This window comes from Actinomycetospora succinea, from assembly GCF_004363095.1.
Lineage (GTDB): Bacteria > Actinomycetota > Actinomycetes > Mycobacteriales > Pseudonocardiaceae > Actinomycetospora > Actinomycetospora succinea.
On sequence record NZ_SNYO01000006.1, the window covers coordinates 36821 to 56815 of the forward strand.

24 protein-coding genes and 1 pseudogene are annotated in these 19995 nt (G+C 74.4%); 14 read left to right on the forward strand and 11 right to left on the reverse strand.

What is annotated here, in order from left to right; genetic code table 11:
• Positions 1-7 precede the first annotated feature (7 nt).
• From EV188_RS20295 to EV188_RS32280, 7 genes and pseudogenes are all read left to right on the forward strand, one after another.
• Positions 8-1930 carry an AMP-binding protein gene (locus EV188_RS20295; protein ID WP_133828138.1) on the forward strand — a complete coding sequence of 641 codons (1923 nt, stop codon included), beginning with the start codon at positions 8-10 and terminating at the stop codon, positions 1928-1930.
• Positions 1931-1937: 7 nt separating this feature from the next.
• Positions 1938-2393, forward strand: a complete 456-nt coding sequence (locus tag EV188_RS20300) for a MaoC family dehydratase (protein WP_133828139.1) — start codon at positions 1938-1940, stop codon at positions 2391-2393.
• On the forward strand, positions 2390-3196 hold the full coding sequence (locus EV188_RS20305) for an HpcH/HpaI aldolase/citrate lyase family protein (protein WP_133828140.1): 807 nt from the start codon (positions 2390-2392) through the stop codon (positions 3194-3196). Before EV188_RS20300 ends, EV188_RS20305 begins: the two co-directional genes overlap by 4 nt.
• An 11-nt stretch (positions 3197-3207) precedes the next feature.
• Positions 3208-4080 (forward strand): LLM class flavin-dependent oxidoreductase, encoded by an 873-nt coding sequence (locus EV188_RS20310; RefSeq protein WP_133828141.1) that lies wholly within the window; start codon positions 3208-3210, stop codon positions 4078-4080.
• A gap of 74 nt (positions 4081-4154) precedes the next feature.
• Complete coding sequence (locus EV188_RS20315) at positions 4155-4700, forward strand: quercetin 2,3-dioxygenase (protein WP_133828142.1); 546 nt, start codon at positions 4155-4157, stop codon at positions 4698-4700.
• Positions 4681-4977: pseudogene (locus EV188_RS33240) on the forward strand (alpha/beta hydrolase fold domain-containing protein); the annotation flags it as partial. The gene EV188_RS20315 and the pseudogene EV188_RS33240, both read left to right, overlap by 20 nt.
• 13 nt (positions 4978-4990) lie before the next feature.
• A complete protein-coding gene (locus tag EV188_RS32280; protein ID WP_208114303.1) occupies positions 4991-5503 on the forward strand; it encodes a prolyl oligopeptidase family serine peptidase in 513 nt (170 codons plus the stop codon).
• A gap of 212 nt (positions 5504-5715) precedes the next feature.
• On the opposite strand, the gene EV188_RS20325 is transcribed toward EV188_RS32280, so the two are convergent.
• Positions 5716-7071 (reverse strand): MFS transporter, encoded by a 1356-nt coding sequence (locus EV188_RS20325; RefSeq protein ID WP_243741884.1) that lies wholly within the window; start codon positions 7069-7071, stop codon positions 5716-5718.
• 40 nt (positions 7072-7111) lie between these two features.
• On the opposite strand from EV188_RS20325, the gene EV188_RS20330 reads away from it, so the two are divergent.
• A complete protein-coding gene (locus tag EV188_RS20330) occupies positions 7112-7459 on the forward strand; it encodes a PNPOx family protein (protein ID WP_243741866.1) in 348 nt (115 codons plus the stop codon).
• Here the strand turns inward: EV188_RS20330 and EV188_RS20335 are convergent, their stop codons facing one another.
• Positions 7460-8413 carry an SDR family NAD(P)-dependent oxidoreductase gene (locus tag EV188_RS20335; RefSeq protein ID WP_133828144.1) on the reverse strand — a complete coding sequence of 318 codons (954 nt, stop codon included), beginning with the start codon at positions 8411-8413 and terminating at the stop codon, positions 7460-7462.
• Positions 8414-8501: 88 nt separating this feature from the next.
• Here EV188_RS20335 and EV188_RS20340 point away from each other — a divergent pair, with 88 nt between their 5' ends.
• Positions 8502-9059 carry a TetR/AcrR family transcriptional regulator gene (locus EV188_RS20340; RefSeq protein WP_133828145.1) on the forward strand — a complete coding sequence of 186 codons (558 nt, stop codon included), beginning with the start codon at positions 8502-8504 and terminating at the stop codon, positions 9057-9059.
• A gap of 114 nt (positions 9060-9173) precedes the next feature.
• A complete protein-coding gene (locus EV188_RS20345) occupies positions 9174-10487 on the forward strand; it encodes an MFS transporter (protein ID WP_133828146.1) in 1314 nt (437 codons plus the stop codon).
• Here the strand turns inward: EV188_RS20345 and EV188_RS20350 are convergent.
• From EV188_RS20350 to EV188_RS20365, 4 genes are all read right to left on the reverse strand, one after another.
• Positions 10471-11370 carry a LysR family transcriptional regulator gene (locus tag EV188_RS20350; RefSeq protein WP_133828147.1) on the reverse strand — a complete coding sequence of 300 codons (900 nt, stop codon included), beginning with the start codon at positions 11368-11370 and terminating at the stop codon, positions 10471-10473. The two genes, EV188_RS20345 and EV188_RS20350, sit on opposite strands and share 17 nt — an antisense overlap.
• Positions 11367-12527, reverse strand: a complete 1161-nt coding sequence (locus EV188_RS20355; RefSeq protein ID WP_133828148.1) for an acyl-CoA dehydrogenase family protein — start codon at positions 12525-12527, stop codon at positions 11367-11369. The genes EV188_RS20350 and EV188_RS20355 overlap by 4 nt, the downstream gene beginning before the upstream one ends.
• Before the next feature lie 28 nt (positions 12528-12555).
• Positions 12556-13428, reverse strand: a complete 873-nt coding sequence (locus tag EV188_RS20360) for an HTD2 family dehydratase (protein WP_133828149.1) — start codon at positions 13426-13428, stop codon at positions 12556-12558.
• Between the two features lie 97 nt (positions 13429-13525).
• Positions 13526-13966 carry an Lrp/AsnC family transcriptional regulator gene (locus EV188_RS20365; RefSeq protein WP_133828150.1) on the reverse strand — a complete coding sequence of 147 codons (441 nt, stop codon included), beginning with the start codon at positions 13964-13966 and terminating at the stop codon, positions 13526-13528.
• Positions 13967-14045: 79 nt separating this feature from the next.
• On the opposite strand from EV188_RS20365, the gene EV188_RS20370 reads away from it, so the two are divergent.
• Together EV188_RS20370 and EV188_RS20375 are read left to right on the forward strand one after the other, a co-directional pair.
• Positions 14046-14747 (forward strand): AzlC family ABC transporter permease, encoded by a 702-nt coding sequence (locus EV188_RS20370; protein WP_243741867.1) that lies wholly within the window; start codon positions 14046-14048, stop codon positions 14745-14747.
• Positions 14734-15060 (forward strand): branched-chain amino acid transporter permease, encoded by a 327-nt coding sequence (locus EV188_RS20375; RefSeq protein ID WP_133828151.1) that lies wholly within the window; start codon positions 14734-14736, stop codon positions 15058-15060. The genes EV188_RS20370 and EV188_RS20375 overlap by 14 nt, the downstream gene beginning before the upstream one ends.
• 1 nt (position 15061) lies before the next feature.
• Here EV188_RS20375 and EV188_RS31815 read toward each other — a convergent pair whose 3' ends face one another.
• From EV188_RS31815 to EV188_RS20395, 4 genes are all read right to left on the reverse strand, one after another.
• Complete coding sequence (locus EV188_RS31815) at positions 15062-15562, reverse strand: nuclear transport factor 2 family protein (RefSeq protein WP_166659991.1); 501 nt, start codon at positions 15560-15562, stop codon at positions 15062-15064.
• 112 nt (positions 15563-15674) lie between these two features.
• The gene (locus EV188_RS20385; protein WP_166659992.1) at positions 15675-16097 is read right to left on the reverse strand and encodes an NUDIX domain-containing protein; all 423 of its coding nucleotides are present in this window, start codon (positions 16095-16097) and stop codon (positions 15675-15677) included.
• A gap of 231 nt (positions 16098-16328) precedes the next feature.
• Positions 16329-16661 (reverse strand): DUF6247 family protein, encoded by a 333-nt coding sequence (locus EV188_RS20390; RefSeq protein WP_133828153.1) that lies wholly within the window; start codon positions 16659-16661, stop codon positions 16329-16331.
• An 85-nt stretch (positions 16662-16746) separates the two neighbouring features.
• The gene (locus EV188_RS20395; protein WP_133828154.1) at positions 16747-17763 is read right to left on the reverse strand and encodes a beta-ketoacyl-ACP synthase 3; all 1017 of its coding nucleotides are present in this window, start codon (positions 17761-17763) and stop codon (positions 16747-16749) included.
• Between the two features lie 281 nt (positions 17764-18044).
• On the opposite strand from EV188_RS20395, the gene EV188_RS20400 reads away from it, so the two are divergent.
• Together EV188_RS20400 and EV188_RS20405 are read left to right on the forward strand one after the other, a co-directional pair.
• Positions 18045-18914 (forward strand): DedA family protein, encoded by an 870-nt coding sequence (locus tag EV188_RS20400; RefSeq protein ID WP_133828155.1) that lies wholly within the window; start codon positions 18045-18047, stop codon positions 18912-18914.
• Positions 18915-19017: 103 nt separating this feature from the next.
• Complete coding sequence (locus tag EV188_RS20405) at positions 19018-19302, forward strand: DUF3040 domain-containing protein (RefSeq protein WP_133828156.1); 285 nt, start codon at positions 19018-19020, stop codon at positions 19300-19302.
• Here the strand turns inward: EV188_RS20405 and EV188_RS20410 are convergent.
• Positions 19292-19930, reverse strand: a complete 639-nt coding sequence (locus EV188_RS20410) for a haloacid dehalogenase type II (RefSeq protein ID WP_133828157.1) — start codon at positions 19928-19930, stop codon at positions 19292-19294. The genes EV188_RS20405 and EV188_RS20410 overlap by 11 nt on opposite strands.
• Positions 19931-19995 lie beyond the last annotated feature (65 nt).

The following is a 19995-nucleotide window of genomic DNA, read 5'->3' on the forward strand; positions in this document are numbered from 1 at the left end:
ACCGGCCATGGACGACCGCGACACCCTCGCTGCCCTGATCTCCGCGCCGCTGCAGTCCCTCGACGAGCGGTGGCGCTCCCCCGAGCGCGCCGCCGAGCTCGCCGAGGCCCGCGCGCTGCACGACCGCGACCCCGACGACTACTGGGCCTGGGTCGCCGGGAAGCACCGCTGGCTCACGCCGTGGCGGAGCGTGCGCTCCGGCGAGCTGGGCGACTTCCACTACTTCGAGGGCGGGCGCATCAACGTCGCCGACAACTGCGTCGACCGCTGGGCGGAGTCGACCCCGGACCGCCTCGCGGTGGTGTGGGAGGGCGAGCCGGGCGACTCGCGCACGCTGACCTACGCCGAGCTCGCCGACGAGGTGAACCGGCTCGCCGGCGGCCTGCGCTCGCTGGGGATCGGGCACGGCGACGTCGTCGCGGTCTACATGCCCAACCTCGTCGAGGCGTTCACCGCGATCCACGCCTGCAACAAGATCGGCGCGATCTACACGGTGCTGTTCTCCGGGTTCGGGCGCGACGCCGTCGCCTCGCGGCTCGCGGCGGCACGCGCGAAGGCCGTGGTCGTCGCCGACGCGATCTACCGGCGCGGCAAACCCGTCGAGCTGCTCGAGACCCTGCGCGCCGCGCTCCCGGACGCGCCGAGCGTCGAGAGCGTCGTGGTCGTCGACCGCACCCAGCGCGGCGTCGAGCTGGCGCCGGGCGAGGTCTCCTACGCCGCGCTGCTCGCCGAGCACCCCGAGGGCGCGCCCACCGTGGCCCTCGACCCCGACGAGCCCGCCTTCCTGATCTTCACGAGCGGCACCGAGTCCCGCCCGAAGGGCGTCGTGCACTCGGTCGGCGGGTTCCTGCTCGGGACCTGGGCGAACGTGCACTGGCAGGCCGGGCCCGTCGAGGGCGACGTGTACTGGGTGGCCGCGGACGTCGGCTGGCTGACGTTCCCGATCCAGGCCGTGATCGGCGGGCTGGCGCACGGCTCGACGATCGCCTGCTACGAGGGCGCGCTGGACACCCCCGGGCCGTCGCGCTTCTACGACGTCTGCGCCAAGCACGGCGTCACCCAGGTGCTGTGCGCGCCGACCGTGCTGCGGATGCTGCGCAAGTTCGGCGACGACCTCGCCGCCTCCCATCCGCTCCCGCGCCTCGCGCTGATCACCGTGCAGGGCGAGCCGCTCGACGGCGAGACCTTCACCTGGGCCACCGAGACCTACGGCGTCCCGATCGTCAACGCCTACGGGCAGACCGAGACCGGGTCCACCTGGACCTATCCGGTGACCGGCGTCGACGACCTCAAGGCGGGCTCGGCGGGCACCCCGGTGCCCGGCCACGCCTTCGCCGTCGTCGACGAGGAGGGCCGCGAGGTGCCGGCGGGGGTCAAGGGCAACCTCGTCATGACCCGCCCGTTCCCGACGCTCGCGCGCACCGTGTGGGACGACCACGAGCGCTACCTGAGCACCTACTTCGGGCGCTTCCCCGGCCGCTACGCCACCAACGACGAGGCGGTCGTCGACGCCGACGGCCACCTCTGGGTGCTCGGGCGCGCCGACGACGTCATCAACGTCGCCGCGCACCGGCTCTCGACCATGGAGATCGAGGCCGTCGTGACCACCCACCCGCGCGTGGTGGAGGCCGCCGTCGTCGGGATCCCCGACGCGACCAAGGGCACGGTGCCGATCGCGTTCGTGACCGTCACCGGCGGCAGCGCCGACGAGGTCCCCGACGAGGTGCGCGCGCTCGTCGCCGACACCATCGGCGGCATCGCCCGGCCCGACCGCGTGATCGTCACCGCGGCGATGCCGAAGACCCGCACCGGCAAGATCATGCGGCGGCTGATGCGCGAGGTCCTCCTGCACGGCGAGGCGCGCAGCGACACCAGCGCGCTGGAGGACCCGGGCAGCCTGGACACGCTGTCGGCGGCGGTCCGGGCATGATCAGCGCATGAGCGGACTGTGGTTCGAGGACCTCACCGAGGGCCTCGTCGTCGAGCACGCGACACGGCGCACGGTCACCGAGACCGACAACGTGCTGTTCACCACGATGACCATGAACCCGGCGCCGCTGCACCTCGACCACGCGTACGCCGAGACCACCGAGTTCGGGCGTCCGCTGGTCAACAGCATGTTCACGCTCGCCCTGGTGGTCGGGCTCTCGGTGCCGGAGCTGACGCTCGGCACGATCGTCGCCCAGCTCGGGCTCGACGAGGTGGCGTTCCCGGCGCCGGTGTTCCACGGTGACACCGTGCGGGTGGAGACGGAGATCGTGTCGGCGCGCGAGTCGAGGAAGCGCCCGGAGGCCGGGATCGTGGTGTTCGCCCACCGGGCCCGCAACCAGCGCGACGAGGTGGTGTGCACCTGCCGGCGCACCGGCCTGATGCACCGGAGGCCGGCGGCATGAGGGTTCCCCGCAGCCTGCTGTTCGTGCCCGGCGCGCGGCCCGACATGGTCGCCAAGGTGCCGCGCTGGGCGCCCGACGCGGTGGCCGTCGACCTCGAGGACGCCGTCGCCGCGGCCGACAAGGAGACGGCGCGCGAGGCCACCGTCAAGGCGGTCGCGGAGCTGCCCGCCGGCTCCGGTGCGCTGGTCTTCGTCCGCGTCAACGGACCCACCACGCCCTGGTACGCCGACGACGTCGCGGCGGTCGCGGGGTCCGCGGCGCACGGGGTCGTGCTGCCCAAGCTCGAGTCGCCCGAGCAGCTCGCCGACCTGCGCTCGCGCCTCGACCTCCCGGTGATCGGCGGGCTGGAGAGCGCCAAGGGCATCGCCCGGTGCCGCGAGCTGACGAGCGGGCTGCTCGCCGCGTACTTCGGCGCCGAGGACTACATCGCCTCGGTGGGCGGGCGGCGCACGCCGGGGAGCCTCGAGGTGCTGCACGCGCGCAGCGAGGTGGTGCTCGCGGGCGCGCTGCACGGGGTCGGCCTGCTCGACCAGGCCGTCGTCGCCGCGCACGACGCGGACGCGTTCCGCGCCGACGCCGCCGCCGGCCGGGACCTCGGCTACGACGGCAAGATCTGCATCCACCCCTCGCAGGTCGCGCTCGCCCACGAGGCGTTCACGCCGACCGACGACGAGATCGCCCACGCCCGGCTCGTGATCGAGGCCGGGCAGTCGGGGGTCGGGGTGGTCGACGGCGAGATGGTCGACGACGTGCACCTGCGGATGGCGGCGGCGGTGCTCTCGCGGGCGGGGCTCGACGCGTGAGGGTCGGCCTGATGATGCCGCCCACCATGGAGCCGGGCGAGGCACAGCGGGCCGAGGAGCAGGGCTTCGACATCGTCGCCGCCGGCGAGCACGTGCTCTTCGGCAGCCCGACGGCGAACGCCTTCGTCACCCTGGCCGCGGCGGCGTCGGTGACGAGCCGGGTGCGCCTGCTCAGCGCGGTCACCCTGCTGCCGCTCTACCCGGCGCCGCTGGCCGCGAAGATGGCGACGACGCTGGACCGCGTCTCGGGCGGGCGCTTCGAGCTCGGGATCGGCGTGGGCGGCGAGAACCCGGTGGAGTTCGCGGCGTGCGGCGTCCCGGTGCGCGAGCGCGGGCGTCGCACCGACGAGGGTCTCGACGTGCTCGGGCGCCTGTTCGCGGGCGAGGCGATCGACGTCGACGGCACCCCGGCGACCCTCGACCCGCTGCCCGTGCAGCGTCCCCGCCCGCCGGTGTGGGTCGGCGGGCGCTCGGAGGCGTCGATGCGCCGCGCCGGGCGGGCCGGCGACATCTGGATGCCCTACCTCGGCAGCCCCGACCGCGTCGCCCGCGGCCTGCGCACGGCCCGCGAGGAGGCCGAGCGCCACGGTCGCGACCCCGCCGAGGTCACCGGCGCCTACTTCGCCTGGAGCTGCGTCGACACCGACCCCGCGCTCGCCCGGCGCCGCGCGCTCGACGCCCTCGCCGCGACCTACGGGCAGGACATGGAGCGGATCGTCGACGCCTGCGTCCCCCACGGCACGCCCGAGCAGGTCGCCGCCCGCCTCGCCGAGTACCGCGACGCGGGCGCCGAGTCGGTCGTCGTGGCCCTGGCCACCGATCCTGGCGGCCGCGAGCGGATGCTCGACCTCCTCGCCGGCGACGTGCTCCCCCGCCTGCGGTGATCCGCTGGACGGAAGGGCCGGTGACGGCGGGGCCGCGGTGACGCATGCTCCCGCTCGACCGAGAAGGAGCCTCCATGACCGCGGAGTTCGTCAGGCCGGGCGAGTCGCCCCGCAGCACGTTGCCGGGGCGCCCGTCGCCGTTCGTGCTCGCCGCCGGCGAGGGCGAGCGCGCCCACCTGTTCGACCAGCTCTTCACCGTGCTGCTCTCCGGCGACGAGACCGACTGCCAGTTCGGCGTGTTCACCATGGAGGCGCCGCGCGGGCGGGCGATCCCCGTGCACGCCCACGACGACGTCCACGAGATCTTCTACGTGCTCGACGGGCAGGTGCGCGTGGCGATCGAGGACGCCGACGGCGAGGTCCTCGACCGCGTGCTGACCACCGGCGACTTCGGCTACGTGCCGGCCGGGCGCAAGCACACGTTCCGCGTGGAGTCGCTGCGCGCCCGGACCCTCGGCGTGAGCACCGGCGGCTTCGAGCGCTTCTTCGCCGCCGCCGGCGAGCGCACCGAGGCCACGGCGCCGCCCGCGGTCCCAGTGATCCCGTCGGCGGAGCAGCTCGGCGACGCCGCCCGCCGCTTCCGCAACGAGTTCCACCACGATGTCCGGCTCATCGACTGAGCCCCCCTCGACGGCACACGAGTACGCCGTCGTCCCCGGCTACCGGCCGCTGCTGCTCGACCTGCACCGGCCCTCCGGCTCCCCGGCGCCGCTGATCGTCTTCCTGCACGGCGGCGGCTGGCGGGCGGGCACCCGGGCGTCGTTCGGGCCGATGTACGCGGACTGGTCGCCGTCGCCGTTCGCCCGGCTCACCGCGGCGGGGTTCGCCGTGGCGTCGCTGGACTACCGCCTGTCGGGCGAGGCCCTCTTCCCCGCCCAGCTCGAGGACGTCACGGCGGGGCTGGCCTGGTTTGCGATCCAATGGCGAGGCCCTCGGTGTCGACGCGTCGCGGGTGGCGCTGTGGGGCGAGTCGGCGGGCGGGCACCTCGCCGCCCTGCTCGGGCTCGCCGACCCCGATGTGCGCGCCGTCGTCGACTGGTACGGCCCCGCCGACCTGACGACGTTCGTCGACGACGCCGCGGCCGGCGGGATCAGCGCCGTCGAGCCCGCGGCCCCGGACTCGCGCGAGGCGCTGCTGCTGGGCGCCACGGCGGCGGCGGACCCGGAGCGCGCCCGGAGCGCGAGCCCTGTCGCCCACGTCCACGGAGGCGCGCCGCCGTTCCTCCTGCGGCACGGGACGGCCGACCGCCTGGTGCCCACCCGCCAGTCCGAGCGCCTCGCCGCGGCGCTCGAGTCCGCCGGCGCCGACGTCCGCCTCGACCTCGTGCCCGGCGCCGACCACCTCTGGCGCGGCGACCCCGAGGCCGCGCGCACCGCGTTCGACGACGCCGTCGCGTTCCTGCGCCCTCACCTCGGGCTCTGAACGAGCGCCGGCCACCCTCCCGCGGTTCTGAGAGAAGGGCACCCTCGCTCGGATAGATCGGCGAGGGGCGCCCCTCGCCGAAACGCCGACCTTCGACCAGCGCCTCGAACGTTCTGAGCGAAGGGCACCTTCGCTCAGGTAGAGCGGCGAGGGGCGCCCCTCGCCGGAACGCCGGCCGTCGCGCCGGCAGCCCTGACGACACTCTCGGGAGATCAGGATGGCGAGCGCCGGAGATACACGACCAGCGCCAGGGTGAACGACGCCGTCACCCCGGCCTGGGTGAGGAACGCCCGGACGAAGTCGGCGGACGTCGCCGCCGCGCCGAGCACCACCGCGAGGGCGGCGACGGCAAGCGCGCTCGACACGTGCGTCGTCGTCTCGAAGACCCCGTACGCCGCGCCGCGCTCGCCGTCGGTGCTGTCGAGACCCGCGGCGACGTTGAGCGTCACCACCGCGAGGGCGAGTGCGGCACCGAGGACGGTCAGCACGGGCAGCACGACCGCGAGGTACGGCGCGTCCGGCACCAGCCCGAGGACCGCGAGCGCGCCGGCCGAGACGAGCAGGCCGGCGACCGCCCCGCCCCTCCAGCCGATCCGCGCCAGGACCACCATCGCGAGCCTGCTGCCCGCGATCGCACCCACCCCGACCGGCGCGAACGCCAGCCCCGCCGCCCATGGCGACAGGCCCCGGGCGGCCTGGAACCACAGCAGGCCGACGTAGACGATCCCGTTGTAGGCGACGACCTGGCCCGGCATCCCCAGCAGCGCGCCGCGCAGGCTGCGCTGCGCGAGGACCCCGCGCGGGAGCAACGGATCACGGCGCCGCCGCTCGGTGACGACGAACCCGGCCAGCGCCACGACGGCCACGCCGGCCGCGGGCCACGAGCCGGCGCTGATCGTCAGCACCGTGGCGGCGGCCGCCGCAACGAACCAGGCGCTCGAGGTCCACGGCAGGGACACCCCGCGATCCCGGCCCTCGCCGGGCAGCATCGTCCACAGCACCGCCGCGGTGACCACCGCGACCGGCACCGGGACGAGGAAGACCGACCGCCAGCCGAGACCGTCGACGAGCAGGCCGCCGATCACCGCCGCGACGGCGCTGCCGCTGCTCCCCGCCACGGCGCTCGCGGCGAACACGGCGCGCCGGCGGCCGGGCGCCGGGATCGCGCTGGCCAGCGCGAACGTGTTCGGCAGCGCGAGCCCCGCGCCCAGGCCCTGCAGCACCCGGCCCGCCAGCAGCACGGGGACCGTGCCGGCGAGCCCCGAGGCGAGCAGCCCGAGCGCGAACAGCACCAGACCGCCGGCGAAGCACGGCCGGGGCCCGATGCGGTCACCGAGTCGGCCGGCGAGCAGGAGGGTCCCGCCCAGCGGCACTGCGAAGGCCGTGATCACCCACGACGTCGCCGAGCTCGTCGTCCCCAGCGCGTCCTGGATCGCGGGCAGGGCGACGGTGACGACGAGCCCGTCGAAGACCACGAGGAGGTTCAGCGTCGACAGGGCCGCCGCGACCACCACGAACGCGCGCGCCGACATCGTCGCCACGGCCCGCCCGGAGACGCTGCGAGGCATCACGGGGGCTACCCGTGATCGTCCGGCGTAGCCTTCGGAGGTGAGCCTGTTCCAGAACGTGGCGGCCGCCGTGAACACCGTCGTCCGGCCGCTGGTCACCTCGCCACGCTGGGGCTCGCTGGTCTCCGGCTGGATGACCGTCGTGACCTACACCGGCCGTCGCTCGGGCCGTCGCTTCACCCTCCCGGTCGGCTACCGGCGCCACGGCGACGAGGTCACCATCGGCGTCGAGTTCCCCGACCGGAAGTCCTGGTGGCGCAACTTCACCGGCACCGGCGCCCCGCTCGCGGTCCGTCTGGACGGCGTCGACCGCCCGGGCCACGGGGTGGCCCGCCGGACCGGGGACGGCCGCGTGACGATCGACGTGCACCTCGATCCGGTGGCTTGATCAGCCGCGGCCGAGCAGGCTCTCCGAGAACGTCCACAACCGGGCCGCGTTGTCCGGGTCGAGGGCGAACGGGGCGACGCCGTGGCGGCCGTCGGACTCCGACCGGTTGGTGATCACCGTGGCCTCGTGGCAGTCCTCGAAGTACCGGCCGGAGATGCCCTCGACCAGCGGCGAGGCCGCCAGCAGCACCGACGTCGACGCGCCCTGCTCGGTGGTCTTGAGGACGTCGGACGCCCCCGCGGAGCGTCGGGCGGCGAGCAGCGCCTCCATGTCGACGTGGCGCTGCAGGCCCGTGGAGATCCCGCCGGGCATGAGGGCGTTGACGGCGATGCCGTCGTCGGCCCAGCGCCGGGTGCCCTCGACCGCGAAGAGCACGTTGGCCGTCTTCGACTGGCCGTAGGCGAGGAACGGGTCGTAGGGGACGAACGCGAACGACGGGTCGTCGAAGAGCACGGGGCAGCGCAGGTGCGCCGAGGACGACACCGACACGACGCGGGCGCCGTCGGCCGCGGCGAGGGCGCGGCGCAGGCCGGTGGCCAGCGCGAAGTGGCCGAGGTGATTGGTCGCGAACTGGGCCTCCAGACCGTCGACCAGGGTCAGCTCGGGCAGCGCCATGACGCCGGCGTTGTTGACGAGCAGGTCCAGCGGGCCCTCCCACGCGTCGACGAACGCGGCGATCGAGGACCGGTCGCCCAGCTCGAGCGGGCGGACGTCGACGCGGGCGTCGGGCGCGCCGACGCGGATGTCGGCGGCAACGTCCTCGCCCGTGGCGGTGTTGCGCACGGCCAGCGTGACCTGCGCGCCGTGCGACGCGAGCGTGCGGGCCGTCTCGACCCCGATGCCCGAGGAGGCGCCGGTGACGACGGCGCGGCGGCCGGTCAGGTCGACGCCCTCGGCGACCTCGTCGGCGGTGGAGAACTCGCCGAAGGGGGTGGTGATCAGCGTGGCGGTCATGCGGTCTCCCGTGAGACGAAGAAACGTAGGGTTCCTACGCTTACGTCTCCACCGTACACCTCAAGCGTAGGACGCCTACGCTTGTTCCGTGCCCCAGCGAGCCGACGCACGCGCGAACAGGTCCGCCCTGCTCGCCAGCGCGGCGCGCCTGTTCACCGAGCAGGGCCCTGACGTCGCGCTCGAGGCCGTCGCCCGCGACGCCGGGGTCAGCATCGCGACGCTGTACCGGCACTTCCCGGGCCGCGAGGACCTCGTCGCCGCGGCCTACGCCGCCGAGCTGACCGCCCTCGGGGAGATCGATCTCGAGGACGGCACCGCCGCCGACGCCCTGGCACGCTGGCTCGCGCGGTTCGTCGAGTACGCCCGCACCAAGCGCGCGCTCGGCGACCTGCTCCACTCGCTGCCCGAGGGCTCGCACCCGCCGGCACGCGAGGCCATCGTCGGCGCCCTCGAGCAGCTCCTCGCCGCCGGCGCCCGCGACGGCAGCCTGCGCGCCGACCGCGACGCCGAGGACGTCCTCGCCCTGCTCGCCGGCCTGTGGACACTGCCGGACGGCCCGGAGTGGCCCGCACGCGCCGAGCGCCTCGCGGGCTTCGTGCTCGACGGCCTCGCTCCGCAGCCCGGCGGTGTGCGCTCCGCCCGGTGACGCTCGGTCGGGGTCGTGCGGGGCGCCCACACCTTTGACGCTTCCTTGGTGAGTCCTTGACCTGAACCGGTCACGGACCGTTCCATGTCGGTCACCCGACGACAGGATCCCGCCATGGCCAGCGCCTCCCTGCGCGTCCCCCGCCGCGTCGCCGCCGCGAGCCTGGTGGGGACGACGATCGAGTGGTTCGACTTCTTCATCTACGGGACCGCCGCGGCGCTGGTCTTCAACAAGGTGTTCTTCCCGTCGGTCGACCCGGCGGTCGGCACGATCGCCGCGCTCGGCACGTTCGCGACGGGCTTCATCGCCCGGCCGATCGGCGGGGCGGTGTTCGCGCACTTCGGCGACCGGGTCGGCCGCAAGCCGATGCTGGTGTACTCGCTGCTGCTGATGGGGGCCGCGACCGTCGGGATCGGCCTGCTGCCCGGGTACGCGGCGATCGGCGTCCTCGCCCCGCTCCTGCTGATCGTCCTGCGGTTCGCGCAGGGCTTCGGCGTCGGGGGCGAGTGGGGCGGCGCCGCGCTGATGGCCGTCGAGAACGCCCCGGACGGCCGGCGCGGCTTCTACGGCAGCTGGCCCCAGGTCGGCGTCCCGCTCGGCCTGGTCCTGGGCACCGGCTCGTTCCTGGTGCTCGACCTGACCGTGTCCGAGGCGGCCTTCATGTCCTGGGGCTGGCGCATCCCATTCCTCGCGAGCGCGGTCCTCATCGCCGTCGGGATGTGGATCCGGCTCACCGTCGCCGAGAGCCCGGTGTTCCAGCGCGACCAGGAGAAGCGCGAGGCGAGCCGGATGCCCGTGCTGCAGGTGCTCCGCGAGCACCCGAAGCTGATCTTCCTGGCGGCCGGCTCGTTCGTCGCCACCAACGCGACCTTCTACATCAGCTCGGTCTGGCTCGTGTCCTACGCGACGACCCAGCTCGACTACGAGCGCAGCACGATCCTCGGGGCGAACACGCTGCTCTCGGCGTCGGACATCCCGATGATCCTGCTGCTCGGCCTGCTCTCCGACAAGGTCGGCCGGCGCCCGCTGTTCCTCGCCGGGATGGCCCTGCTGGCGCTGTTCTCGATCCCGTACTTCCTGCTCGTGCAGACCGGCGTGATCGGGTTGTTCATCCTCGGCGGGCTCGTCGTGCAGGTGTGCCGCAGCTCGGTGTACGGGCCGCAGTCGGCGTACTTCGCGGAGCTCTTCCCGACCCACCTGCGCTACAGCGGCGCCTCGCTCTCCTACCAGATCGCCTCGATCGTCGGCGGCGTCGCGCCCGCGATCTGCGGGCTGCTGGTGCTCTGGACGGGCAGCCTCATGGCGGTCGCCGGCTTCACCGTCCTGCTCGCGCTGATCTCGCTGGCCAGCAGCTGGGGCATGACCGAGACCCTGACCCGGGGCCTCGACGGGCCCACCGAGACCTCGAGGGTCACCGCGCAGGCCTGACCTCGGCGAACCGCTCGACGACGAAGGCGGCGAAGCGCTCGGCGACGGGCGGCAGCTCGCGGTCGCGCACCCACGCCAGCCCGATGCGCCGGTGCGCGGCCTCGTCGGTGAGCGGGAGGTAGCGCACGCCGGGCTCGGCGCGGTGGGGCCGGGGCGCCGGCACGATCGCCACCCCCAGCCCGGCGGCCACGAAGCCCTCCATGGTGCCGATCTCGCTGCTCTCGAACGCCACGCGCGGCGTGATCCCCGCCCGGGCGCACAGCTCGTCGGTGAGCCGGCGCAGCCCGATCGGCTCGCGCAGGGTCACGAACGGCTCGTCGCCGGCGTCGGCGAGCGCGAGGCGATCGCCCGCCGCGAGGGGGTGCCCGGACGGCAGGGCGAGGCAGAGCTGCTCGAGGGAGAGGTCGGTCCAGGCGAGGTCGTCCTCGCCGGCCCAGTACGACGTGAGCCCGAGGTCGGCGCGCCCCGCCCGGAGGTGCGCGACGATCTCGTGGCCGAGCAGCTGGCTCAGCTCGAAGGTCACCTCGGGGGCGTGCGCCCGGTGGGCGCGCAGGACCTCCGGGGTCAGGCCGGCCGCCGTGGAGTGCAGGAACGCCAGCCGGACCGTCCCGCGGGCGGGGTCGCGCAGCGCGCCGATCCGCTCCTGCGCGGCCGCCAGCTCGGCGAGGCCGCGCCGGGCGTGCTCGAGCAGGATCGCGCCGAAGGGGTTGAGCCGCAGGCGCCGGTGCGTCCGGTCGAACAGCGGCGCCCCGACGCGGCGCTCGAGGCGCTGCAGCGCCCGCGACAGGGTCGGCTGGGTGACCGAGAGCCGCTCGGCGGCCCGGCTCATGTGCTCGGTCTCGGCGAGGACGACGAACCACTCCAGCTCGTCGAGCGTCGTCACCCGCGGTCGAGCCCGCCGCGCTTGACCAGCTGGGAGGCGATGACGTTGCGCTGGATCTCGTTGGTGCCCTCGCCGACGATCATGAGCGGGGCGTCGCGGAAGTAGCGCTCGACGTCGTACTCGGTGGAGTAGCCGTAGCCGCCGTGGACGCGCACGGCGTTGAGCGCGACCTCCATGGCGGTCTCGGAGGCGAACAGCTTCGCCATGCCGGCCTCCATGTCGGCACGCTGCCCGGCGTCGTACTTCTCGGCGGCGTGCAGGATCAGCTGGCGGGTGGCGGTGACCTTGGTGCCCATGTCGGCGAGGTAGTTGCCGATCGACTGGTGCTGCCAGATCGGCTTGCCGAACGCCTCGCGCTCCTGGGCGTAGCGCAGCGCGTCCTCGAACGCGGCCGTGGCGACGCCGAGCGCGCGGGCGGCGACCTGGATCCGGCCGGTCTCGAGGCCCTTCATCATCTGCGCGAAGCCCCGGCCCTCCTCGCCTCCCAGCAGCGCGTCGGCGGGCACCCGCATGTCGGTGAACGTCAGCTCGCAGGCCTCGACGCCCTTGTAGCCGAGCTTCGAGAGGTCCTTCGAGACCTCGAGCCCCGGCCCGTGCTCGACGAGCAGGATCGACACGCCCTTGTGCTTGGGCTCGGCGGCCGGGTCGGTCTTGCACATCAGCGCGATCAGCCCGGAGCGGCGCGCGTTGGAGATCCAGGTCTTGGAGCCGTTGACGACGTATCCGTCCCCGTCGCCGCGGGCCACCGTCGTCATCGCCTGCAGGTCGGAGCCGCCGCCGGGCTCGGTGAGCGCCATTGTGGCCCGCAGCTCCCCGGTCGCCATGCGCGGCAGGTAGCGGTCCTGCTGCTCGCGGGTGCCGAACTCGACCAGCAGCTTCGCGACCACCGTGTGCCCGCCCATCGCCCCGGCGAGGCTCATCCAGCCGCGGGCGAGCTCGGCGGTGACCAGCGCGTAGCAGGGCATCGACACCGGCGCCTCGCCCCACGGTTCGGGGATCGCCAGCCCGTAGATCCCCATCTCCTTCATCTGCTCGATGAACTTCTCGGGGTAGGCGTTGGCGTGCTCGAGCTCGTTGACCTGGGGCTTGACCTCCTTGTCGACGAACTCGCGGACCGTGTCGACGACGGCCTGCTCCTCGGTGTCCAGCGTGGCCACGACGGGCCTCCTTCATCGGGTCGGTGGGTCAGCGGAACCGGGTGGTGGCGGTCAGGGACGGCGCCGCGCCCTGCGCGGCCACCGCGATCGTGACCGTGTCCCGGTCGCGTCGCCCGGCGGCGACGAGCGGCGAGGGCACGAAGGCCGGCCGGGCGAGCCGGTACTCGACCTCGGCGAGGGCCTCGCCCGGCGCGTACCGCCGGGGCAGTTCGAGCGCGAGCAGGGCCATCAGGGGGCCGTGGACCACGAGGTCCGGGTAGCCCTCGACCTCGGTCACGTACGGGCGGTCGTAGTGGATGCGGTGCCCGTTGTAGGTCAGCGCGGAGAAGCGCGAGAGCAGCACCGGGTCGGTGGGCAGGTCGAGCCGCCACTCCCCCGCCGGCTCTGGCTCGCCGCCGTCGGGGCGGGGCGTCACCCGCCGCTCGGCGCCCTCGGGCTCCGAGCGGTAGACGACGTCCTGCTCCTCGACCGCGACGACGGCCGGGTCGTCGTCGACGGTGAGCTCGTGGCGGACGGTCACGAACAGCATCGCGCCGCTGCGCCCGGACTTCGGGGTCACGTCGGCGACCCGCGAGCGGCTGTGCAGCGTCGCGCCGACCGGGACGTCGCGAGTCATCCGGAGGCGGCCGCCGGCGATCATGCGCCGGCGCCCGGGCACCGGCGGCAGGAACGGCCCGTCGGCGGGGTGCCCGTCTTCGCCCACCGCCGCGGTGCGGGGGTGGTCGAGCAGCGTGAACCAGTGCCACAGCGGGGGCAGGGCGTCATCGGTGGGACCCGGGGCGTCGATCAGGTCGGCGAACGCCGCCACCGTCCACGGGTCGACCCGGCGGCTCGTCGCCACGACCGGGGGCTCCCAGTCGCGGGCGACCGCGGCGAGCACCGCCGCGGGGTCGTCGGGCATGCCGCCTCCTCGTTCGTCGTCCGGCCCGACGAGTGTCGACCCTCGACGGTCGATGTGTGAAATAGCGATGCTGCGCCTGGTTGATGCGCGCAGTGCATCACAGCTCTCGCTTGATCGTCTTCATCGTCAGGTGCGAGTCGATCTTCGCGAGCCCGGTGGCCCGCCCGAGCCGGTCGGTCATGAACGCCTCGTAGGCCTCGAGGTCCCGGCAGGCGACGCGCATGAAGTAGTCGGGCAGGCCGAACATGCGGCGCAGCTCGATCACCTCGTCGAACGCCGCGACCTGCTCCTCGAAGGCCAGGAAGACGTCGCGGTGCTTGCTGACGAGGTCGACGTTGACGAGGACCTCGAACGCGCGGCCGTCGAGCGCCGGGTCGATCGCGGCGCGGTAGCCGGTGATCACGCCCTCGTCCTCGAGCCGGCGCACCCGGCGCAGGCACGGCGCGGGCGTGAGCCCGACGCGGTCGGCGAGGTCGACGTTCGCGATGCGGGCGTCGACACGCAGCACGGCGAGGATTGCGCGGTCGATCTCATCCACGCACACATGATGCGCCGCGGACCGCTCGGCGTGCCGGATTCGCCATCGGGTGGCGCGCTCACCGACCTACGGTTGCGGGGTGGCGACGACGACCTCCGACCTCCGGGACGCCGCACGCGACGTCGGCCCCGTCGCGGCCGGCATGTTCCTGCTCGGCACCAGCTTCGGGCTGCTGGTCGTCGGGTCGGGGCTGGCGTGGTGGTGGGCGCCGGTCTTCAGCGGCATCGTCTTCGCGGGCTCGGCGGAGTTCCTGCTCGTGGCGCTCGCGGTCGCCGGCACCCCGCTCGCGGCCGTCGCCGTGACCACCCTCCTCGTCAACGGCCGGCACGCGTTCTACGGCCTGTCCTTCCCGCTGCACCGGGTCCAGGGCCGGCTCGCCCGCGGGTACGCCGTGTTCGCGCTCATCGACGAGGCCTACGCGCTGGCGACCTCGCGGCCGTCGGAGGGGCTGACCGGGCGCCGGATCGTCGCGGGCCAGGCGTTCATGCAGGTGGCGTGGGTCGGCGGCGGGCTCGTCGGCGCCCTGGCCGGCGCCCGGTTCGCGCTGCACGTCCCGGCCCTGGACTTCGTGTTCACCGCGCTGTTCGTCGTGCTCGCCACCGAGGCTGTCCGCGCCGGGCGCGAGGCCACCGGGCCGCTGCTGGCCGTCGCGTGCGCCCTCGTCGCCCGCCTCGTCGCGCCCGGCGAGATGCTGCTGGTGGCCATGGGGCTCTTCGTCGGCGTGCTGCTCGTCCGCCACGCCCTCACCGGACGGGAGGAGCCCGACCATGCCCAGCACTAGCTACCTCGCCGCCGTCGTCGCCGTCGGCGCGGCCGTCACGTTCGCCCTGCGCGCCGCGCCGTTCGCGGTGATGCGCACCCTGCGGTCGTCGCCGCTCGTGGCCTACCTCGGCCGCCACCTCCCAGCCGGCGTGATGCTCGTGCTCGTCGTCTACCTGCTGCGCGACCTGCCCGTCGACCGCCCGCTGCTCACGCTGCGCGAGCTCGTACCCGTGGCGGTGACCGCGGGCGTGCACCTCTGGCGGCGCAACGCGCTGCTCAGCATGGCCGCCGGGACGGCCGTGTACGCGCTCGCGCTCGCCGTCGTCCCCTGACCTACGCGGGCACCGGCCCGGGCAGCACCGGCGCGTCGAAGGCGTCGCGGGCGAACGACGGGTCGCCCCAGCCGCTCTCGTCGCTCTTCGCGGTCCACGACGCGTACTCGTACATCGAGGCGATCAGGCCGTCGCGCACCTCGAAGACGAACACGAAGTGGTTGGCGACGTCCTCGCCGCCGAGGTTGCCCTCCACCCGGGCCTCGACCACCACGAGCGGGCCGTTCGCGGCGACCCGGTGACCTTCGAGGCGCGCGCCCCGCACCTGCTCCTCGTGGTGGCTGCCGAACATCGCCTCGGCCGTGGCCTTCCCGCGCAGCACGCCCTCCGGCGCGCCCGGCTCGGTCGACGGCACGGGGATCATGATGCGGACGTCGTCGGCGAGGAGCGCCACGAAGTCGCCCCACTCGCCGGTCGCGGCGCCGCGCTGCAGTCCGGCGAACGCGGCCTGCGCGACCTCCAGCGCCCGCGCGTCCGGCGGCAGGACCTCGAGTCGCGTCACGGCGCCCTCCTCGGGCCGGGGGACGTCCGGCGGTGACGTCCCGGAGACCGGCACCGTGGCACGGCTCCCGCACCGGTCCGCCGCGTCGGTCCCGCTCAGTGGGATGGCGTCGTCAGGCCGGAGCCGCGCCGTCGGCGAGTCGCGGCAGCACGTGCTGCCGGAAGAACCGGCCGTCGGCCGGGTTCGACAGCGTGTCCGCGACCGACTCCGGGGCGACCCAGCGAGCTTCGGGGTTGGCCGGGTCGCGGGGTCGCAGCTCGGCCTCGGGGCTCCGGAACAGGAACACCGTGATCGTCTTGCGCTCGGGCAGGCCGTGGCGGAAGCCCAGCCGCGTGAACGACCCGAGCTCGGCCACCAGCTCCAGCTCGGTGAGCCCGCACTCCTCGTCGATCTCCCGCCGCGCCGCCGTGAGCACGTCCTCGCCCGCCTCCACGTGCCCCTTCGGCAACGACCAGGTCCGGGCCCGCTGACGGACGACGGCCACCCGCCCGCGGGGATCGACGACCACCCCACCGGCGGCAGCACTGCGCAGCACGCGGGCAGTGTGCCCGTTCGGGGCGGACGACGACGTAGTAGACGAATCCCGAGCCCTCCCCGGTCGCGAGGAGGGAGAGGCGGGTCTGACCCGACGGGTTCGCCCAGTGGGCCGGCTGCCCGCTCCAGGGAGCACGCGCCTGGGTCGTCCGCAGTTCCTCGAAGGCAGCCCGCGCCCGCGGCGGGAGATCAGCCACCTGGTCGTCGACGTCGGAGCTGACCTCGTACACGGCTACAACTGGGCCTTGGCCCTCGTGACCTCGAGCGGCTCGTCGTCGGGGCTCGGCTCGCCGGTCAGGAGCTGCGCCGCCCGCCGAGCCACTCGCCTGAACCGCTCCCGGTCGGCGTGCAGTGCCGCGATCCCCCGCCAGTGCTCCAGGGTCCGGAAGAGCCCGGTGAGGTCCAGCGACGCGCGCGTCTCCGCGAGCGCGGACGCGAACGCCTCATCGAATTGCTCTCGGTCCGCGGGCAGCAGCGCGGTACGGATCGCCCGCGGCGAGGCGCCGGGGCGCAGCGGGGAGTCGTCGCCGCCCTGGTCCTCGTCCACCGAGTACGTCGCCGCCACGAGGACACGGTAGCGAGGATCGACCGCCGGGAGGGCGGCTTCGCCGACAGGCACCCGTCTCCCGCCGCACGGCGAGCGGATTCCTCTACGCGACGGCGTCCCGCGCCGCGAGCACGGCGGGCAGCCGGACCACCTGCGCCGCGAACGTCAGCCCGGCGCCGAACCCCATGAGCAGCGCGCCGTCGCCGGGCTCGGCGCGACCGGCGGCGAGCAGGCCCTCCATCGCCAGCGGCACCGAGGCCGCCGAGGTGTTGCCGGTGTCGACGACGTTGTCGGCCACCACCACGTGCTCCGGGAGCGCCAGGGCGCGGGCGAGCGCGTCGGTGATGCGGGCGTTGGCCTGGTGCGGGACGAACGCCGCGAGCTGCTCGACCTTGACCCCGGCCAGGTCCATGGCCTCCTGGGCGAGGGGCACCATCCGGCTCGTCGCCCACCGGAACACGGCCGGCCCCTGCATGCGCAAGCCCGGGAACTCGTCGGACGACGCCGCGTCGCGCCACGTCGGCTGCTGGACGATGAGGTCAGCCTGGGACCCGTCGGCGCCCCACGCCACCGGGCCGATGCCCGGCTCGTCGGAGCGTCCCACGACGACCGCGCCCGCGCCGTCGCCGAAGATGAAGGCGGTCGAGCGGTCGGCCGGATCGACGATGTCGCTCATGCGCTCGACCCCGACCACCAGCACGTGGTCGGCGGTGCCCGACGCGATGAGCGAGGCGGCGAGCTCGAGGCAGTAGCAGAAGCCCGCGCACGCCGCGCCGACGTCCATCGCGGGGCCGTTGACGGCGCCGAGCGCGTGCGCGACCTGCGTCGCCACCTGCGGCGAGGTCTGCGTGTGGGACATGGTCGCCACGAGCGTCACGTCGACCGACGCCGCGTCGACCTCCGCGGCGGCGAGGGCGTCGCGGCCGGCCGCGGCCGACATCTCCACCAACGACTCGTCCTCGCCCGCGAACCGGCGCGAGCGGATGCCCGAGCGCGCGACCACCCAGTCCGGGTCGACGTCGAGCAGACGGCAGACCTCGGCGTTGCCGACCTCCCGCCGTGGCCGGTACGCGCCGAGCCCGAGCATGCGAGCGCCGCGGACCGTGTTCCGGGAGATCATCGGCAGGTGTTCCTCCGAGACATCGAGGTCATCACGACCACGGTGACCCGGATGTTCGGTTACTCGGAAGTCCTACTATTCGGTACGGACGTGTGACCCCTCACAGTGCCGCTGCCTCCTCCCTGAGACGGAGGCCGCCGGGCGGGATCCTCCCCGGGGCCGACGCGCCGGGACGGGCGGGAGCGCGACCGTGTTCTCCGGGAGGACGGCTTGACCGTGCCGCAGCGGCATGGTGTCGACTGCTCCTCGGACATCGCCGGACGACGGGTGGAGCAGGAGAGATGACTGGCGCAGGCACCGGGACCGACCGGGACGACCTCACCGGACCGGCGGACGAACCGACCCCCGCAGAGGGCACACCGACCGTGGCGGCGCCCGCGCCGGAGGAGAACGAGGCCCCGGCCGCACCGAAGAAGCGCTTCCGCTGGCGGACCAAGGACTACTCGCCGGAGGAGATCGAGGAGGCGCGCGAGGCGCTGCGCAAGGCCAAGCCGTGGGACGGCCCGATGACGCGGGGCGACAAGTTCATCGTCTTCGCGACGCTCGGGATCATCGCGTTCAACCTCGCGTCGATGCCGTTCCGGCCGTTCCTGCTGGCCTCGCACCCGATCGGCCTCGCCGCCGTCACCGGCAGCCTCTCGGCCGTCGGGGCGGGCGCCGCGTTCGCCGCGATCGGCCAGGGCCAGCTGTGGCTGGTGATCCTTGCCGGGGTCGTCGGCATGATCAAGTTCGACTGGCTGTTCTGGCTCGCCGGGCGCCGGTGGGGCGCGAAGATCGTCGAGATGTTCGCTCCGGGCGACGTCGCCCAACGGTTCGTGGGCTGGGTCCGCTCCGCCCCGCCGTGGGTGATGGGGCTGGCCGTCGTCCTCTCCGCGCTGCCGGGCGTCCCCGCGCCGGCCGTGTTCGCGCTGGCCGGCATGGGCCGGATGCGGCTGATCCCGTTCCTGGTGCTCGACGCGATCGGCGCCGCGCTCATCGCGGGGCTGGTCGCCGGGCTGGGGTACGGGATCGGGCAGCACGCGGTCGACGTCGTCCTGATGATCGACCAGTACGCGCTCTGGATCACGCTGAGCCTCGTGGTCGTGGTGTCGGTCCGCGCGAGCATCAAGGCGCAGAAGGAGCAGAAGGCGAAGAAGGCCGCCGCCTCCTGACGACTCATGCCGCGCGGGTGAGGCGGCCCGGGACCCACCGGTCGACGCTCGGGCACGGCGGACTGGACACCACCGGGCCGCACCCCGGGGAGGTGAGCCGGCCGTGCTCGACGATCGCGAACGAGGACAGCTCGAGGAGATCGAACGGGCGCTGCTCGAGGACCCGGGACTGCAGCGGCGGCTGCGGGCACCCGGGGCGCGGCTGCGGAGCAGGCTCGCGACGCCGTCGCTGGTGGCGTTCTGCGTGTTCCTCGCGGTGGTGGCGGTCGCGGTGCTGAGCCTCGGCCTGCCGCTGCAGGCGATGGCCGTCGTGGCCGTGGGGCTGTGGCCGTGGTCGGCGCTGCGCCGGCGTCTGCGGGCGCGGCGCCGCGGCCCGCTCACGCCGTAGCCGCGAGCAGCTCCCCCGCGCTCGTGACGTGGTGGTCGAAGCGGTCCTGCGCCGTCGGCGCGTCGGCACCGGGGCGGTCGAGGAACGCCGTGCGCATCCCCGCCGCCTGCGCGCCCCGCAGGTCCCAGGCGTGGGCGGCCACCATGAGGATCCGTGCGGGCGGGCGGGCCACGCGCTCGATCGCCAGCCGGTAGACCGCCGGGTCGGGCTTGTAGCTGCGCACCGCCTCGGTGGAGAGCGCGGCGTGCCAGCGCAGTCCGGCGTGGGCGTCGAGGCGCAGCAGCGTCGCGTGGTCGGCGTTGGAGAGCGCGACGACCTCGTGGGTCGCGGCGAGGCGCTCGAGGATCTCGGCGGTGTCCGGCCAGGCGTCCAGGCGCGCGGTGACGTCGGCCAGGTCGTCGGCGCGCTCACCGACGACGTGCTCCGCCGCCTCACGGTCGAGCACGTCGGCCGGGACGTACGGGCGCTCGCCCGCGACGACGCGCCGGTGCTCGCCGGCGATGTAGCGCTGCCAGCGCGCGACGGCGTCGGCGACGTCCGGCACCCGGCCGGCGAGCGCCTCCCGCAGCCCGCCCTCCTGGTCCACGAGCGTGCCGAGGACGTCGAAGACGACGGTGTCGACGGGCATCGCCGGGCCTCCTGGTGATTCGTCACCGGTTCAGGAGGTGATGGTGGACGACGCTCGCGTCACCG